Annotated in this window: 12 protein-coding genes; 2 read left to right on the top strand and 10 right to left on the bottom strand. The window is 61.7% G+C overall.

All coding sequences use genetic code 11. From position 1 onward, the window contains the following. Window positions 1-38: 38 nt before the first annotated feature. From minE to QQS38_RS12500, 7 genes are all read right to left on the bottom strand, one after another. On the bottom strand, window positions 39-293 hold the full coding sequence (gene minE, locus QQS38_RS12530; RefSeq protein WP_102608594.1) for a cell division topological specificity factor MinE: 255 nt from the start codon (window positions 291-293) through the stop codon (window positions 39-41). Window positions 294-307: 14 nt separating this feature from the next. Then, window positions 308-1,123 carry a septum site-determining protein MinD gene (gene minD / locus QQS38_RS12525; RefSeq protein WP_479645708.1) on the bottom strand — a complete coding sequence of 272 codons (816 nt, stop codon included), beginning with the start codon at window positions 1,121-1,123 and terminating at the stop codon, window positions 308-310. 81 nt (window positions 1,124-1,204) lie between these two features. Continuing rightward, window positions 1,205-1,960 (bottom strand): septum site-determining protein MinC, encoded by a 756-nt coding sequence (minC, locus tag QQS38_RS12520; RefSeq protein WP_479645707.1) that lies wholly within the window; start codon window positions 1,958-1,960, stop codon window positions 1,205-1,207. Between the two features lie 127 nt (window positions 1,961-2,087). Further along, complete coding sequence (locus QQS38_RS12515) at window positions 2,088-2,603, bottom strand: GNAT family N-acetyltransferase (protein ID WP_479645706.1); 516 nt, start codon at window positions 2,601-2,603, stop codon at window positions 2,088-2,090. 212 nt (window positions 2,604-2,815) lie between these two features. Then, a complete protein-coding gene (locus QQS38_RS12510) occupies window positions 2,816-3,787 on the bottom strand; it encodes a magnesium and cobalt transport protein CorA (protein WP_479645705.1) in 972 nt (323 codons plus the stop codon). A 253-nt stretch (window positions 3,788-4,040) separates the two neighbouring features. Next, a complete protein-coding gene (locus tag QQS38_RS12505) occupies window positions 4,041-4,733 on the bottom strand; it encodes a hypothetical protein (RefSeq protein WP_479645704.1) in 693 nt (230 codons plus the stop codon). A 222-nt stretch (window positions 4,734-4,955) separates the two neighbouring features. Beyond that, on the bottom strand, window positions 4,956-6,467 hold the full coding sequence (locus tag QQS38_RS12500) for a CoA-acylating methylmalonate-semialdehyde dehydrogenase (RefSeq protein WP_479645703.1): 1,512 nt from the start codon (window positions 6,465-6,467) through the stop codon (window positions 4,956-4,958). 108 nt (window positions 6,468-6,575) lie between these two features. Between QQS38_RS12500 and QQS38_RS12495 the strand changes: the two genes are divergently transcribed. Continuing rightward, window positions 6,576-7,517, top strand: coding sequence for a LysR substrate-binding domain-containing protein (locus QQS38_RS12495; protein ID WP_479645702.1), 942 nt, complete (start codon window positions 6,576-6,578; stop codon window positions 7,515-7,517). 22 nt (window positions 7,518-7,539) lie between these two features. Here QQS38_RS12495 and QQS38_RS12490 read toward each other — a convergent pair whose 3' ends face one another. Beyond that, entirely contained in the window at window positions 7,540-8,289 is a 750-nt protein-coding gene (locus tag QQS38_RS12490; RefSeq protein WP_479645701.1) for a creatininase family protein, read from the bottom strand. A gap of 629 nt (window positions 8,290-8,918) precedes the next feature. Between QQS38_RS12490 and QQS38_RS12485 the strand changes: the two genes are divergently transcribed. Beyond that, window positions 8,919-14,561, top strand: coding sequence for a hypothetical protein (locus QQS38_RS12485; protein WP_479645700.1), 5,643 nt, complete (start codon window positions 8,919-8,921; stop codon window positions 14,559-14,561). A 490-nt stretch (window positions 14,562-15,051) separates the two neighbouring features. On the opposite strand, the gene QQS38_RS12480 is transcribed toward QQS38_RS12485, so the two are convergent. Together QQS38_RS12480 and QQS38_RS12475 are read right to left on the bottom strand one after the other, a co-directional pair. Further along, the gene (locus tag QQS38_RS12480; protein WP_479645699.1) at window positions 15,052-16,017 is read right to left on the bottom strand and encodes a hypothetical protein; all 966 of its coding nucleotides are present in this window, start codon (window positions 16,015-16,017) and stop codon (window positions 15,052-15,054) included. Beyond that, a complete protein-coding gene (locus tag QQS38_RS12475) occupies window positions 16,014-16,466 on the bottom strand; it encodes a hypothetical protein (RefSeq protein ID WP_479645698.1) in 453 nt (150 codons plus the stop codon). Before QQS38_RS12475 ends, QQS38_RS12480 begins: the two co-directional genes overlap by 4 nt. Window positions 16,467-16,472 lie beyond the last annotated feature (6 nt).

Raw genomic sequence — 16,472 nt, 5'->3', positions numbered from 1 at the left:
GAAGAGAGTTCCGGGGCTAGGCGAGATGCCGCCCCGGTTCAGGCCTGCGGAATTTCGATCTTGACCTCGAGCACCTCGAGATCGTCTTGGCGCTCGAGGCTGACGCGGATGTCGTCGTCGGAAATCTTCACGTACTTCGAAATGACGGCGACCAGCTCGCGCTGCAACGCGGGCAAATAATCGGCCGGCGGATGACCGCCGGCTCGCTCGTGGGCGATGATGAGCTGCAAGCGTTCCTTAGCGACCGCCGCAGATTTCTTCTTTTCGCCGAGCAAGAACGACAAAATCGACATATCGTTCGCCCTCCTTAGCGGGTGCCGAAGAGGCGCTGCAACAGGCCCGGCTTCTGGTAATCGGTGAAACGCAGCTCTTTTTCCTCGCCGAGGAAACGCGAGACGATGTCCTTGTACGCTTCGGCCACATCGGTGCCGTCCATGTGGACCGCGGGCAGACCCTGGTTCGACGCATGCAGCACGGCTTCCGATTCGGGCACGACGCCGATCAGATCGATGCGCAAAATCTCTTGGATGTCCGACAGCGAGAGCATCTCCCCTTCGCTCACGCGCTTGGGGTTGTAACGCGTGATGAGCAGGTGCTCCTTGATCGGATCCTTGCCTTCGATCGCGCGCTTGGTCTTGGACGACAAAATGCCGAGGATGCGATCCGAATCGCGCACCGACGAGACTTCCGGATTGGTCACGACGAGGGCTTCGTCGGCGAAATGCATCGCCAGCAGCGCACCCGATTCGATGCCGGCCGGCGAATCGCACACGATGTAGTCGAACCCCATCTCGGTCAGATCGTTGATGACCTTCTCCACGCCTTCCAGCGTCAGCGCGTCTTTATCGCGCGTTTGCGAGGCCGGCAGGACGAACAGGTTCTCGCACTTCTTGTCCTTGATGAGGGCCTGATTGAGATTGGCCTCGCCCTGGATCACGTTGATGAAATCGTAGACGACGCGGCGCTCGCATCCCATGATCAGATCGAGATTGCGCAGGCCGACGTCGAAGTCGATCACGGCCGTTTTGTGGCCTCGTAGCGCGAGGCCCGACGCGAAGCTCGCGCTCGTGGTGGTTTTGCCCACACCGCCCTTGCCCGAAGTCACCACAACGATTTTTGCCATTTCCCCTTACCCTGTGTTCGTCAAATTTCGTCAGTTGAGTTCGACGCGCACTGAGTGCGGCGCGTCGGCGCGGCTTACCTGCTATGTGAGCCGCAGCGGTTCGATCATGAGTTTTTCGTCCGCAAGCCGGATCTGCACCGACTTGCCGATCACATCGGCCGGCAGCGGATTCTCCGTCGTCCGATAGATGCCGGCGATCGAAATCAGTTCCGGTTCGAGGCACGTGCAGAAGATGCGCGCGTCGTGATTGCCATGCACGCCCGCGAGCGCCCGCCCGCGCAATGGCGCATAAATATGGATATTGCCCTCGGCGATCACCTCGGCCCCGTAGCTCACGAGACCGAGTATGACGAGGTCGCCCTTCGCGTAGATCTGCTGCCCCGAGCGCAACGGCTTGTCGATGATGAGCGTTTGCGACGAAGCCGTTCCACGCGCACTCGGTTCGGCCTCCGGCGTGACCGGCGCAGGTGCGGGCTCGGGCGCCGCCTGCGGCGCCTCCCCTTTGCCCGCCGCGGTGCGCCGCTCGCGCGCCTCGACGAGCGGCAACGCTGCGCTACCGGCCCACTCGCGCTGCGCCTCGAGCGCCACGACACCGATCGGCCGCATGCGCACGCCATCGAGCAAACGCGCGATCTCGGCCACGGGGGCGCGCTCGTGCTCGCCCAGGCGGCGCACGTCGATCGTCACGACCTCGCCCGAGAAAAACTCGGGCGTCGCCTCGAAGCGCCGCGCGAGCTCGCTCTTCAGCGCGTCGAGGTCCGTGGTTTTCACGACGAATTGAAGCGCGTCGACGGAGCCGCTGCGAAGTTCGAAGAATGGCGTTTTGTTCAGCGACATGGGGCTTGCGGCGAAAAATTTTGCGTATTTTACAGGGGTCTGCGCCCCCGGCCAGATTTTTTGCTATGGCGCGGCGATGCCTGGCGCAAGCGCGGCGCCATGACAGGATCGAATGCGAGGCGTGACGTTACGGGTGCTTCACGTGTCGCACGAGCAGCGACTGCCCCTCTTGCGGCGAGCGTGCGATCGGTTGGTGCTCGCCGGTCGGGCCGAAACCCAGCGCTTCGTAAAAGCGCATCGCGTTGCGATTGGCGTCGGCCACCCAAGCGTAGATTTCGTGCGCGCCGCGCTCGGCAAGCCAGTTGCCGGCCGTATTCACGAGCAGTTCGCCGCCGCGCAAGTGGCGCACGGCCGGAGCCACCCAAAGCGCGCAGACGAATGCTTTGCGCTCGGGCGTGTCGTCGAAATAGGCTCCGACGAGCCCGGCGGGATGGCCTTCGGTATACAGAATGAATGACGCGGAAACCTCGGAGGTGGCATGCCGCGCGGCGGCGGCGTCGAACGTCTCTGCTTGTTCGGATAGGGCTTCTTCGAGCGTCTCGTCGAAGGCATCCGGCGCGTCGCGCAAGGCAGCGGCGCGCAACTCGCGCAAGGTGGCGCCCTGATCGGCAGCGATACGGCGAACAGTCAGCGATGAACTCATGAGGCTCCGATTGGCGCGGATGGAACTGGCTTCGTCCGAACGGACGGGCAGTCAAACCGATATTTAAGCGGTACGGGAATGACTCGTCTACCGCCGCGCATTGTGCACAGCACAATAAATTGCGTCGACGATAGGGCGCAGTCTACCGGTTCCGCGCATCGATGTCGGCCGTCGATCGACGTCCGGTCGCTGTGTGCCGTTACGCAACCCGCCTACAGCCAACCCGACTTCTTGAGTTTGCGATAAAGCCAAGCACAGCCGACGAAGGTTAGGCCAAGGGTCAAAGGGTAGCCCCAGGCGAGCTTCAGTTCAGGCATGTTTTGGAAGTTCATGCCGTACAGGCTGAACACGATCGTCGGCACGGCCAACACCGCACCCCAGCCAGCCAATTGCTTGACGATGTCGTTTTGCCGCACGGATACGAGCGCCAAATTCACGTGCATCGCGTTCGTCAGCATTTCGCGCAAATCGTCGGTGGCCGCGATGACGCGATGCGCGTGGTCTTGGATATCGCGCAAATAAGCGCGAAGCTCCTTCGGAATGATGTCCTCGTGAAACCGGATGAGCTGATTGCAGATTTCGTCCATCGGCACCGCGGCGTTTCTGAGTTCGATCAGATTGCGGCGCAATTCGTAGCTTTCCTGAATCACGGCGAGATCGAAATCGGCCTTGAACATGCTGGCCTCGATCCGATCGAATTGGGCGTCGTAGCTATTCATGATGGGCTGGTAATTGTCGACCACGAAATCGAGCACCGAATAGAGCGCAAAGCCAGGGCCTTTCGCGAGCAGATGGGGATTTTGCTCGACCCGCGTGCGCACCTGCGTGTAGCTCGACGATGCCCCGTGCCGCACCGTAACGAGGAAATTGCGTCCCACGAACAAGTGCGTTTCCCCATACTGCACTTCTCCCTCGATGAGCTGCGCCGTCTTCACGACGACGAACAGGGACGAACCGTAGGTCTCGATCTTCGGGCGTTGGTGGGCCTTGAGGGCGTCTTCGATCGCAAGGTCATGCAGTTGGAATTCGTGCTGGATTTTCCGCAGCAAGGGTTCGTCCGGATGATGCAGGCCGACCCAGATCAACGTATCGGGCTCGGCTACGAACTCGCCGATCGCGTCGATCTCGATCTCGCGCACGCGCTTGCCCGCGCGGTAAAGCACGCTGTTGACGACCATATTCATTTTCATTTCTCCGTTGCGTTTCATCCAGGCACGTGTCCTCTCGCCCCTGGCGCCGACCCTGGTGTTCCCCGACGGCTACACGAATAGCGTCACGGTCAAGGAGATCGGCGGCGCGGGCATGGGCGGGATTCGGTTCAAGTTCACGGGTCGAGGATAAGCGATGCGCCGTTCGCGCGCCGGTACGTGCAGGGACTCGTGCTTTGAATTGCGCACGCGAGGCGCCGCGGCGCCTCGCGGCTACGAATGCATGCCCTCAGAGCCGATTGGCCGCGCCCGCCTGCGACAGCAGCGACACGGCAGCCGGATCCGGCATGCCGTCGGCGCCGATCGCCCCGGCTCTCGCCAATGCATCGAGATCGCTATCGACGCCCGCTTGCCCCACCGTGAACGGTGTCGTGAGAAATGACGGCGCGGCCAATGTGACGTTGTAGCGCTGCTGAAGATTGGACACGACCGCCGTTTGCGCGGCCAACACATCGGCCGCGCTTGCCAATGCTTGTTGAAAGCGACCATTGCTCGGCAAATCGGCGACCAAATGGGCAGTGTCCGTACCCAGTTGGGCTGCCAAGTAGTCCAGCATCAAGTCGGTTTCCGGCGTGACGTTGAACGTGCCGCCCGCAAACGCGACCGAATGCAGCGTCGTGCCGCCCGCCGTTGCCGTGATCACGCACGGCAAAACCGCATCGAGCATGATGCGGTAATTGCCGCCGATGTCCGACACGGTAGCGGCCCCACCCGCAGCGCAATCGAAGTGTAGCGTCGCGCTCGCGAGCGCCCGGCCCGTCGCCGCGGTGCCCGAGAGCGAGATCGTTTGCAGGTCGCCGTCGTCGAAACAACCGTCGGACCCAAGGCATACACTTCCACGGCAGGCCGAGAGCGCGGCCAGCGAAGCCAAGCACAACACGCTCGCTGCCGAGCGTAGAAAGTGGGGGCGATGCGCATTCATGGCAGCAGCGGTGAATGGAAAGGAGAGCGGCCGATTTCGCGCCGGTAGGCCGGCGACAACGGACATTCTAGGCGCTGTCCAGCTCGAGCGCCTAGTGCGCCGGTGTGCCTTTCGCCGCATGCGCGAAATAGAGCGCGGAATAGAAAATGGCGGCGCTGCCGGAAGGGCAGCGCCGCCACATATGTTCAACCGAACGCGTTCAACCGAAAGCGGTTGCGATCGTCACTTGGCGGTGGGCATTGCGAACTCCGCACCCTTTTCGATGCTTTCAGGCCAGCGCTGCATGATCGACTTTTGCTTCGTATAGAACCGCACGCCTTCTTCGCCATAGACATGCATGTCGCCGAACGCGCTGCGCTTCCAGCCGCCGAAGCCGTGCCATGCCATCGGCACGGGGATGGGCACGTTGATGCCGACCATGCCCACTTCGATGCGCCGCCCGAATTCGCGCGCAATGCTGCCGTCGCGCGTGTAGCAGGCGACGCCATTGCCGAATTCGTGCCGGTTGATCAAGTCGACCGCTTCCGCGAAATCTTTGACGCGCACACACGCGAGCACGGGCCCGAAGATTTCTTCTTTGTAAATGCGCATGTCGGGGGTGACGTGGTCGAACAGCGTGCCGCCCGTGAAAAAGCCGCCCTCTCTTCCGGCCACTTTCAAGCCGCGTCCGTCGACCACGAGCTTCGCGCCTTCCTCGATGCCTACCGCAATGCAGCCCTCGATCCGCTCGAGCGCTTGCCGCGTAACGATCGGCCCCATTTCGGCATCGGGCTCCATGCCGTCCTTGACGACGAGTTTGCGCGCGCGCTCGGCCAAACGCGGAACGATCTTGTCGGCCACGTCGCCCACCAGCACGGCCACGGAGATCGCCATGCAGCGTTCCCCGGCCGAGCCATAGCCCGCGCCGATCAGCCCATCGACGGCTTGATCGAGATCTGCGTCCGGCATCACGACCATATGATTCTTGGCGCCGCCCAAGGCTTGGACTCGCTTGCCGAGGCGCGCCCCGGTCTCGTAGATATAGCTTGCGATGGGTGTGGAGCCGACGAAGCTGATGGCCTTGACGTCCGGATGCTCGAGCAGCGCGTCGACCACCACCTTGTCGCCTTGAACCACGTTGAACACGCCGTCGGGCAAGCCCGCTTCCTTGAGCAGCCGCGCCATGAACAGCGATGCCGACGGATCGCGTTCGCTGGGCTTCAAGACGAACGTATTGCCCGTGGCCAACGCCACCGGGAACATCCAGCACGGCACCATGCAAGGGAAGTTGAACGGCGTGATGCCGGCGACGACGCCAAGCGGCTGACGAATGGTCCAGTTATCCATTCCCGTCGACACTTGGTCCGTAAAATCGCCCTTGAGCAGTTGCGGAACACCGCATGCGAACTCGATGACGTCGATGCCCCGCGACACTTCGCCCTGCGCATCGGAAAATACCTTGCCGTGTTCCGCCGTGATGATCGCCGCCAACTCGTCGCGATGCAGATTCATCAGTTCGAGGAATTTGAGCATCACGCGCGCACGCCGGATGGGAGGCGTATTGCTCCACTTCGAGAATGCCGCCTTGGCGCTCGATACCGCCGTGTCAACGTCGGCGCGTTCGCCGAGCAACAGCCGGCGAGGACTATCGCCGGTCGCGGGATTGAAGATGCGCTGCGTGCGCTCGCCTTCCCCGCGCGCACGCTCGCCGTTGATATAGTGCGTGACGTCGGCGGTATCGTTATAGGGTTGCATCCTTGCTCCTCGATTGGATTTGACGGTGCCTACAGTGTAGGGACCCAATGGCGCCGCGCAAAGACGCCACCGCTGAACTGATTGTTTCCCCTGCCGAACAATAGGCTTATGGACGCTCACGATATCGAAAACCTTTGGATCCATCTGCGCTGGCTGACGGTGCTGGCCGAGCAAGGGTCGTATACGGCCGCGGCGGCCCGTCTGAACGTCAGCAAGGCCGCGATGAGTCAGCGTATCTCCGAGCTGGAGCGCGCAGCGGGCGTGCAGCTCGTCAAGCGCACCACGCGCAGCATCGCCTTCACCGAGGCTGGGCAACGCCTCGTGGAAAGCACGCGCGCACAGTACGATCAGATCGCCTCCGGGTTTTCGACGGTCAGGGAGATGGCGGGCGTGGCGCGGGGGCTGATCCGCGTGACGGCGCCGGTGTCGCTCGCGCGCCAGCAGTTGATCCCGAACATGTCGGCGTTTCTTCACGCGAATCCCGAAATCAAGGTGCAACTCGAGATGTCCGACCGGCTGGTGTCGATCTCGACCGAAGGCTACGATCTCGCCATCCGGCATAGCGAACATGTGCCGGAGACGCACGTTGCGTGGAAGCTGTGCGATACGCATTCGGTCATCGTCGCCACGCGCGCGTATCTCGAGCGCCGGGGGCGGCCGCGCCACCCGTCCGACCTGCAGGCGCATGACTGCCTGTTCTATCCGCGGGCGGCAGGCCGCGGCGTTTGGACGTTCGAGCCCAAGACCGCGCACAAGACGGCCGAAGCACCTATCGTCGTCACTGTCGACGGATGCCTCTCGGCCAACAATAGCGAAGCATTGCGCGATGCTGCAATCGACCACCTCGGTATCGCCCTTCTGCCCGATTTCACGGCGCAGCAAGCCGTGCGCGATGGACGGCTCGAAGTCTTGCTCGACGAATGGCGACCCGTCGGCACGTTTGCAAACCAGCTCTACGTGATTCGTCCTTACGCGCCGCAGGTCTCGCGAGCCGTTACCCTGTTGATTGCCTATCTGCGCGAAACGTTCGAGAAAGGATTCGTCCTTTGATCGCGGCCGTGCGATCGGCGCCTTACTGCGTGGCCTTTTCGCGGCTGAATGCATCCAACTCGCGAATCAGGCTTTGCGCGGCCATCGTCACCAACGCGCCGCCCTTTTCGCGCGATGCGAGCGCCGGATCGGAGCCCATCCGCCCATCGGGAAAGCGCGCGCGGAAGTCGAGCGCTTCGCGAACCGGCCCGGACGGTGCGATTCGCGGGGCATAGCTGGCCGTCTTGATGGTTTCGGGAAGCGCCCACTGCGTAATGGCGATCTCCGATGGCGTTGCATGCGAGCCGTGCCCCTCGGGAAACTGTTCGCGCGCGAGCTCGCCGACGCCTTCGAGATCCCACCAATTGCGCAGCTTCAATGCAAACCCGAGGCGGCGCTGGGCGAAACTCGCCTCGGCGTAAATTTCGGAAAACGCCGCTTCGATCGAGGCGATGTTGCCGCCATGGCCGTTCAAAAACAAGATTTTCTCGAAGCCGTGAACCGCCAACGAGCGCACCCAATCGCCGAGCGCCGCAATGAACGTTGATGGGCGCAGCGAGATCGTTCCCGCGAAACCCAAATGGTGTTGCGCCATGCCGATGTTGAAGGTCGGTGCGACGAGAATGTCCGCACTTCGATGCGCCTCGCACGCGATGATTTCCGGGCAGAGCCAATCGGTGCCGAGCAAGCCGGTCGGGCCATGCTGTTCGTTGGAGCCGATCGGCACGACGATCGAGCGGCTGCGTTGCAGGTATTGCTCGATTTCGGCCCACGTCGATAGATGTAAAAGCATTTCGTTCTCTCTCTCTTCGCCGCACGCTGTCTGCAAGCGGCGCATTGGGTTATCCAAGGATTCGGCCAAACATCTGGCAAGTGCCCGCACCGGGCCCGGGTTTCGCTCCCAAAGCGACGCCGGCCGGCTGCCGCCTCTCGCCGGATGCCGCCCGGCGCGTGCGGCATCGCTAACCGCCTCGCGCCTCGCGCAGCGCGCCGTCCCGCTCAAGCGCTCGACTACGATTTTCCGGACTACTAGACCGCAGTTGCATTGTGTACGATCTCCGATGCAGGGGCCACGGGCCGAACGCGCGGTGCCACCGAAGACTCGCTCGCCGGATCGGCGCCGGTCTGTCCACCGTCGCCGTTTCGCACATCTGCCCAGATCACAGCAACATGAAATCCCTCCCAGGTAGAACTCAGCCTCCCGCCAACATCGCCGGCGCCGCCGATCCCGCACCCAAAGACGCCAAACGTTCGCCCGCCGGCACGCATCGAGGTCCCGATCTCGCTCGATCCCAAGGGCTAGGCGGCGATCTGCAGAGCCTGCTGCTGCTTTCGCAAAATGGCGGCACACGGGTACCCCAGCGGAGTCCGCGGGCCCCTCGCTCACGCGAGCGGAGATCCTGTCTGAGAGATGTGCGATTCGTGAGTTCCTCCGAGGTCTCGCCTATTGCCGACGAAGACGCACGTAGCGCCGCGCTGCGCGATCTGTTTGCCGAAGCGGCGGCAGCGTCCAACGTAAGCGAACTTTCGAGCATTGTCGACGAAGTTCGAGTGATCGAGGGACGCAGCACCTTCTATGTCACTCCCGATGGCCGTCGGATCATTGCCATCAGCGCGGCCTTGCACGCGCACGGCCCGGAAGAAGCACGACTGACGGAAGCTATCCACGAAATTGCGCATGCTCAACTCCATGACAGACACTCGCGTCTGCATGGCCAGGATTACGTGGACAACTATTCCGTCAACGAGCGCACCACCCTGCGAATTGCCCGAATCAGATCGAAGATGCATCTCGGGCTGAAGCGCGGCTTGAGCGAAAGTGAAATTCTTCAGTCGCTCGAACATGACGACGATCACGAACAACGGCTAGCGATTGCGGACAATCGAGAATCGAGCGCGCCGACGCGCACGCCCGGGATCAGCCGGCAATGGTTCAGCGAACCGATCGATCCATCTGAGAATGACACGTCGGCGAGCCAGTTCGATCGGGAGGCGTTACTGAGCAACAAAGACGTATCGCGGCAACTCGGTGCCATATTCACTCGCCTATGCGTTTCGTTTGCAGCGAAACTGGAAGCGGTTCGATCGAATCGAACAAGCGAGGAGAACCCGTACGCTCCGTTCGATCTAAAAAAGGCGCTGAGACTCTCATACAGCGAAGGGTTGCTGGACGAAAGTCGTTCCCCTCTAGATGTGATCCCCGAATCGGTGACCGGCGACGATCTGAGGCACGCGTTGCGATATATCGAGGAGATTCGCACTCAATTCGAGTCGCGCGAGCCGGAAGGTCCCGCCGCGATTCTACCGAGGAAGGTCGTCGACACCGCCTATCTCCCGATGCCCGAAAGCTCCAATTCTATTGCCACGACCGGCCTTCAGGCCATTCCCGTCGGAGAATACGGAGACGAATTCACGCTGGACGTGATCCGGGCAGCAACAATATTGAAAAACGCTGCAACGACACTGATAAAAGACGAAACCATCGAGGTTGACCGTCAACGCTCGAGCATCATCCGCAAGACAGATCTCGAATCGTCCCTTCCCATATTTCTGGATGGCATCGACTCCATCGCGGATGCGCTGGTACATGCGCTGACGATAAGGAATGGCGGGCCGGACGACGCGGCGCAAGCGCTGCGACTGGTCGTCGAGCACCAAATTCCGGAAGAACTGTCCCTCCGGATGGGATTCGGGCTAATTGCGCCCACGCGGCGCAGAAACCAGGTCTTGAAAGACATCGTCGTCTGGGCGGACGGCAAGCCTCGCGTCAACCCCGATCTGAAACCGTTGATTCGACATCAGAACAATGAGCTAACGGCAACACAGATACATAGCGTGCCCATCACGGGTCAGGGATGCCCGGTAGCTTACGTCGACAGGCACGCAAGCGATGCCGATCGACCGAGCGGTGTGCAAATGTTGAGCGAGATTTTTCTCGGCGTGGTCGAGGATCTTGCGCAGCGGCGGGCATCGGGAACGCTGATTCCCATTACGGACATCGGTGCGCAGACGAAACCGTCCGGTAGCCGCTACAGCCTCATTTCAGAGGGCGTGACACTAGATCGACTCATAAGAGACTACGGTTCATTCAGATATTCGAACGGCCTCCTGCGAGAGCGCGCAGAAGAAAACGTTCGTGCCCTACGTGATGCGTTGAATGCACCGCCGGATGGGCCGATGCACGAGCTGCGAGCACAGCTTTCGCAAGCCTTGCAAGACGACGATCTCGCGAGAACGGAGGAGCGGATCATCCTGATCGCCGGCGACCTCCGAAGTCGGATCCAGCAACGCGTTGCCGGAAGCCTCAACGACATCATCGATGCGGGAGGTATGGATTCGCTGTTGCAATCGTCGTCGGCGGAAGAATCGCGCCTGCTCGACGAGATGCGAACTCGACTGGAAACGCTCGCGCGCAAGCGAGACGCGATTGGCGCGCAGCGGAACGAAACAGCGCGTGACGACGCAGCGTCCGACCTCTATCCACCTGAGCGCTCGAGTGTACATTCAGCCGACCCGGAGGGCGATTCCGACGTTGTGGCCAGCCGTCATTCGACCGGCGGCAGCACGCTCCCGCCCGCGGACAACCGTTTGCTCTCGGGTGCGTCCGTGCATTACTTTTCACCGGTATCGTCCAACGAGCCGCCGCTGCTACCGACGGCCGGCATTGCGCCGGTCACCGTGGCGGTTTGGCAAGCGTGGCATGCACCATTGCCTCGCGGTATTCCCGATGCAGCGTCCGGTGGGATGGCTTATCACGGCCCGGCGCATTCAGCGGGCGTTGCACGAGGCTTCGCGCGCAACGCCGTGCGGATCGGGCGCGCGGCGGGCGGCCTGCCTGGGCGACTCGCCGATCTCGACGAGGACTTCTTTTTCCGCCTGGGACTTGCGCATGATGCCCATCCCGGGCGCACGTTCGGCACGCCTCCCCGTGTGCACGAGACGCTCGACGAACACTTCGACGGTATTAGCGCAGAACTTGGCTTCGACGATTTTCAAACGTTGATCGCACGCATCGTCATTGCGGGAACTGCGCATAGTCCTGCGGAGAAAGCCGCGGCTCAGTGGGACCAGGAGATTGCCAATGCCCGCGCCCGCGGGCAGATTGACGCGGCGGAGGCGGCCGGGCTGTGCGCACTCGTGGAATCGATCGCGATGGTCGATCAAACCGATGCACCTGCCAGCTCGACGTCATACGCCGAACTGTATCGGCGCCACGAAGGACTGCTTGCCGAGTGGGCCGAACGCGACGGCGCTCCGCGCCAGGCCGTGTCGCCATCGGAAGTATCGGCAATGCTCGAGTCGGGCTTCACCGAGAACGTCGGTTCGCCGGCGTGGCGAGAGGAATTCGTGGAGAAACGGCAACGCCTCGTCGACGATGGACATGTCGATGTGGAGGTGCTCGAGCGTCTGCTGCGCGCCTTGCCGACCCGCGAAACGTCGATGGACAGAACACCGGTCAAGGGGCCCGGCTGGCGCGCGACGCTGGCCGCGAATCGCACCGTTGACCGAGCGATCGCGAACGGCTTGGTGCGGGACGCCGATGGCGCCGTACGGCTTGGGGAGACACTCGCACAGGCGCATGCGCTCATCGCACGTACACCCGCAGCCGACCACGACCGAGACCTGCTCCAGGTCTATGCGCGGTATCTCGACCACCTGGCGAGCGGGCGCGTACCCGCCGAGTTCCGGAAGATGATGACGTTCGACGAAAGCGTCGGCAACCTCGAGAAGCTGACGCGCGAGTGGGACAGCGTGAGAGCAGCCCAGGCGCAGTACGCGAAGCTGGCCGATGGCGAACGCATTGGCCGTAATAGCCCGCGCGAGGCGAGCTGGCAGCGGCTGATCGACAGGTCGTCCGTGGCTGCGGTCGTCAACGAGATGGTGGACGATAGCGAAACCCTCGACGAACCCGACGATCCCGACGATCGGGGTGACGCCGGCGGCGTTTCGCCGGAATCGACGGGGCCACTCGACACGTCCGGGCCGGGCTCGGGCGCAGCCGCGGCGAAGCCGTCATCGGATGAGAGCGACGTCCCGCCTTCGGCAACCGGCCGCGACATTGCACGCCCTTCGCCGGAGCCTCGTGCCACGCGTCCTGCGAACAGCGCGTCTCGCCTCGATCTACGCGGAACACCGGCTGGGCAGACGCCCGTTGTCGAAGCGAAGCAAACCGATCGCGCAGGGGGCCGCGCGCCGCAGGCAGTCGAGGGTGCCCCTGATGCGAACGCAATCGCAACCGCAGATATTTACTATGGCGCCGCGCTGACCACGGACGCCATGCAGGAACTGAGCGAACGACTCGTCCAGTTGCCGCGGCCGCCGGCTGTCCCGTATATCGTTGACAAGCGACGGCCGCGAGCCTCGCACGTCCCCGAATCGGAACGCCGGCGCGTGGCGCCGCGCGAGATAGAGCCGATTGCCGGACGCGGTGCAGCCGCAATAGGCGGAATGGCGCTGGCCCGTCAACTGCAGAGCGAGGAACGCGCGGTTGCCCGCGAATTGCTTGGCTTGCTTCATCGTACCCGGTGGTCATTGGAGGTGTCGTCCGACCAGCTCTCCTCCGGCCCTACGGCGGTATCTCCCGAGCTTGATCACGCTACAGGAGAACTGCGCAATTTGATCAAGCGTCATCGCGACTCGCTCGTCGAATTGATCCAGCGCATTCAACCCGATGCAGCCCCGGAGCACGATAAGAAGAGCGTTCGATTCCCTGCGTTCGACAGCGTGCAGCCGCCGACGAGCGCCGAGGTCATCGCCGCAATCACGGATGGCTCGCCGTCGTTTATCGATGCTCTCGGCGAGGGCTTGCAGACGATCAGGCAAGCAAGCGCCGCTATCGCCGATACGTTCCGGGCAAGCGGTAGCGTCGGGGGCGATCCGCTCGGTGTGCGTCCTGCGAGGTGGTCGGAAGGCGATGCCGCATTGCCCTATGAGGTGGTGATCGGAGCGCTCGGCAACCTCGGGGCGCTGTCACTGACGACGCTCGATCGTCTTCGTGGGGGGCCGTATGGACGTGCGGAGCGCCTGACGCTTGCCGACGGCGTACTGCGCAACCTCGATGCGATGCTCCAGCAGGCTGAACAGTTCCTATCCGAGCGCGAAGCGCGCGGGGAGCGGCCGCCGGCGGGAGGACTGGTCGCGCTCAATGTTGCCGACGAGCGACGCAGGCTTGCCGCGATGCGCGACCGTCTGGCCGACATCGCGGCGGCCGCGCGGCCCGGCGATCCTCTGCGCGCCACGCAAGTGCAAGAGGAATTGCGGCGCTATGCGTTCAACGTGCGCCAGGCGCTGATCGGAACGATTCGCGCGCATGTCGACCCGAATGCGTTCGGCGAGTGGAACCCCGATGGATTGCGTGCCACCGGCGCACGCCTGCTGCGCAAACTGGTGCCCGACGCGCTGACGCGGAATCGGAAACCGCCCTTGCAGAACGCAGGAGGGTCGGTCACCGCCGAGGTGATGGCAGGGCAACCGCGTACGGATGGTCAAGGCGATAGCGGCAAACTTAGCCGAATCGCCGAACTGAACTATCGGATTCGCGGCCTCATTCAGGTGATAGGTGACACCAACCCTCGAGAGCATACCGTCATCAGTTTGTTGACGAAGGCGCATAACCTATCGAGCCACCTCGATGCGACGTCGATGAGTAGCCTCGATCGCGAAACGATGACCGCGAACGTCCAAAGCGCACTCGAAGAAGCCGGCGTATGGATGGACGAACTGCGAGCGGGGATCATATTGCGGGCGGGTGCGTGGCAGGAGCATCTGACTGAAGTCGGACATCCGCGCGATCACACCGAACAGATGCACGAGCGCATTCGGGCAGCGGTGGCGGCAGTCGAGCAAGCGCAGGCTCTCGTGCTAGGTCAGACGGGGCGTCCCAAGGGACACGATCTGACCGAACCGATCGGATTGCTACGAGCGGCTGCCGACAACCTGAAGCAGTACTGTGCCGATCCGCTCGGTTTTGGCGATCCCACGACGGACGAAGAGGCACGGATCGTCGATGGGTTTGCCGACGAGGTTTATGACGGCATTAGTGCGCGAAGCGCACGATTCGAGTAAGTGTCGCCGCGGCTACCCGCGGCTACGAACGGTTGGTTCGATGCCGCCCGCGCTACATGCGCGAGCACGGTATCGACCCGGATCAGAAGCGCGCAAAAGACAGGTCGAACCCCCTATCCTAGGGTAGACGTCAGCCCGGACGCTTCATGGTCGGTTTGGTATGCGCGACCGCGGTGTACAAATGCCGCCCGCGCTGCAAGCCGCGCCACAAACATTTGCTAGCCAGATGTTCTGGCCAAAAACAAAAACCCCCGTAAACCTAAGGCTTATGGGGATTTTTTTATTCCTGGCGGAAAGGGTGCAGGAAGGTGACCCGCAAGCAACTCCAATGCGACACCAGACGGCAACTCGATCAACTCGGCCGGGTTTCCCGTTTCGGAATCGAAAGCCGGCCGCTCATCGATACCATGGCTCGAGAGGAATACAGCAGACTCCTGATTCGTCGCGGGCAGTCCAAAGAACTTTTGAAAATCACCTACATTCATCTTACTTATGCATAGTCGATTTCTTCGATGCATTTCCATGTGCCAGGTGCGATCAGCTTGATTCGCAACAGCCGATTGTCGACGTTGCTGTACAGTACATGCAACGTATAAGCATCAAAATGCCACACGGCATGCCCCGTCACCGCAGAATCCGCGTGTTGAACCGGGGGTAAGGAGATCTTCCCGAATAAGGCCTCCGGGCTGTCCTCAAAGTCAAGCGCGTGAGGCAACGCACCTAGCCACCCGACAGACTCACTGTCGCGATTGCGATGAAGAGTAACCGCCCGGAATACGGGTCCCGAGTTGCTTTCAATAAAGTGCAGCGTGGCGCCATAACTCCCCGTCAAATCGATTTCACCGTCGTCGCGCGCAGCCCGATACTCGCTCTCAGACAAAGGCTCACGCCATAGAGTTATAAACTCTGGTGATCGCGTCACGAAGCCAAAGGCTTCAATCAATTCGTCAAAATTCGGCCATCTCAGTACACGCCGCGTTTGGATCGGGGCAGCAAGTACACGACAAGCGATTCGATCAATCGAAGTGCCGGCACCGTTGTAAGATACGGTCAAGCGATAACCATCGACATCCCAGGTGTCGCTACGATATGAGTGACGTGTCTCCTCATAGGCTGCGACCTTTGAGCGAGCGGCATGGCGACTATCAGTGAAACACAATCCAAAAGGCAATTCTCCAACGAAGGGCTGAACGTCGTCGAAGCCAGCGTAGAAATAGGCTTGCGAGAACAACAACTCACCATGCCCCCATCGGTACCGGTCCGCCCCCGCCTGATATTCCGAGTCGACAAAACCCAACTCAATGCCTTTACGACGGATGAGTACCCAATCGTGAAAAGATCGCCCATCTCCGGGGGATTCCGGACGCTGATATGTTCCCAGACCGTCGAAAATTTCAGCAACGCCTTCAGCGTCGGCAGGGTTTCCGAACTCCCGAACAATTTCGTCGGCGTTCATCGCCACAGAATCCCAAATTGTACTCTTTCAATCGACCCTCTGCCCTCCGCGTACCTAACAAAAAGCCGAGTATTACCGGGTAACTCCCAAAATTCAGAATTCCTGTCTGGATTGAATTTTGCGGACTCACCGAGCTTCGAAATTGCCTTCTCCCTGCTATCCGAGAACAGCAATCCCCCTGGAAGATCTCCTTTGTACACTGAGAACTCGTCGTCGCCCGGACCGTAGAGAAAGATTGCCGTCAACACCGGCGCATCACTGGGAAAGCTGACGTGATACTTTGCGCTTACGTAGCTTTCGCTTTCGAATAGCAACGACACTCCAGCGTCTGCATTGTTCATATAGACGTCCGTGTCGTCACGCCTTATGGTTATCCGGCGCTCAATACCCAAGGCGCGCAAGAGTCCCACGACCACATCCGAGTCTGCCTGCTTGCCGATTGAGTTCATGAAATA

The organism is Trinickia sp. Z7 (assembly GCF_056498045.1).
Note: the sequence above shows the minus strand (reverse complement) of the source record. Positions and strands in the feature narration are given on the sequence as shown.

Excerpts from the sequence above, each read along its gene's own strand:
- minE (WP_102608594.1), bottom strand. The coding sequence starts at position 293 with ATGTCGATTTTGTCGTTCTTGCTCGGCGAAAAGAAGAAATCTGCGGCG.
- minD (WP_479645708.1), bottom strand. The coding sequence starts at position 1,123 with ATGGCAAAAATCGTTGTGGTGACTTCGGGCAAGGGCGGTGTGGGCAAA.
- minC (WP_479645707.1), bottom strand. The coding sequence starts at position 1,960 with ATGTCGCTGAACAAAACGCCATTCTTCGAACTTCGCAGCGGCTCCGTC.
- QQS38_RS12515 (WP_479645706.1), bottom strand. The coding sequence starts at position 2,603 with ATGAGTTCATCGCTGACTGTTCGCCGTATCGCTGCCGATCAGGGCGCC.
- QQS38_RS12510 (WP_479645705.1), bottom strand. The coding sequence starts at position 3,787 with ATGAATATGGTCGTCAACAGCGTGCTTTACCGCGCGGGCAAGCGCGTG.
- QQS38_RS12505 (WP_479645704.1), bottom strand. The coding sequence starts at position 4,733 with ATGAATGCGCATCGCCCCCACTTTCTACGCTCGGCAGCGAGCGTGTTG.
- QQS38_RS12500 (WP_479645703.1), bottom strand. The coding sequence starts at position 6,467 with ATGCAACCCTATAACGATACCGCCGACGTCACGCACTATATCAACGGC.
- QQS38_RS12495 (WP_479645702.1), top strand. The coding sequence starts at position 6,576 with ATGGACGCTCACGATATCGAAAACCTTTGGATCCATCTGCGCTGGCTG.
- QQS38_RS12490 (WP_479645701.1), bottom strand. The coding sequence starts at position 8,289 with ATGCTTTTACATCTATCGACGTGGGCCGAAATCGAGCAATACCTGCAA.
- QQS38_RS12480 (WP_479645699.1), bottom strand. The coding sequence starts at position 16,017 with ATGAACGCCGACGAAATTGTTCGGGAGTTCGGAAACCCTGCCGACGCT.
- QQS38_RS12475 (WP_479645698.1), bottom strand. The coding sequence starts at position 16,466 with ATGAACTCAATCGGCAAGCAGGCAGACTCGGATGTGGTCGTGGGACTC.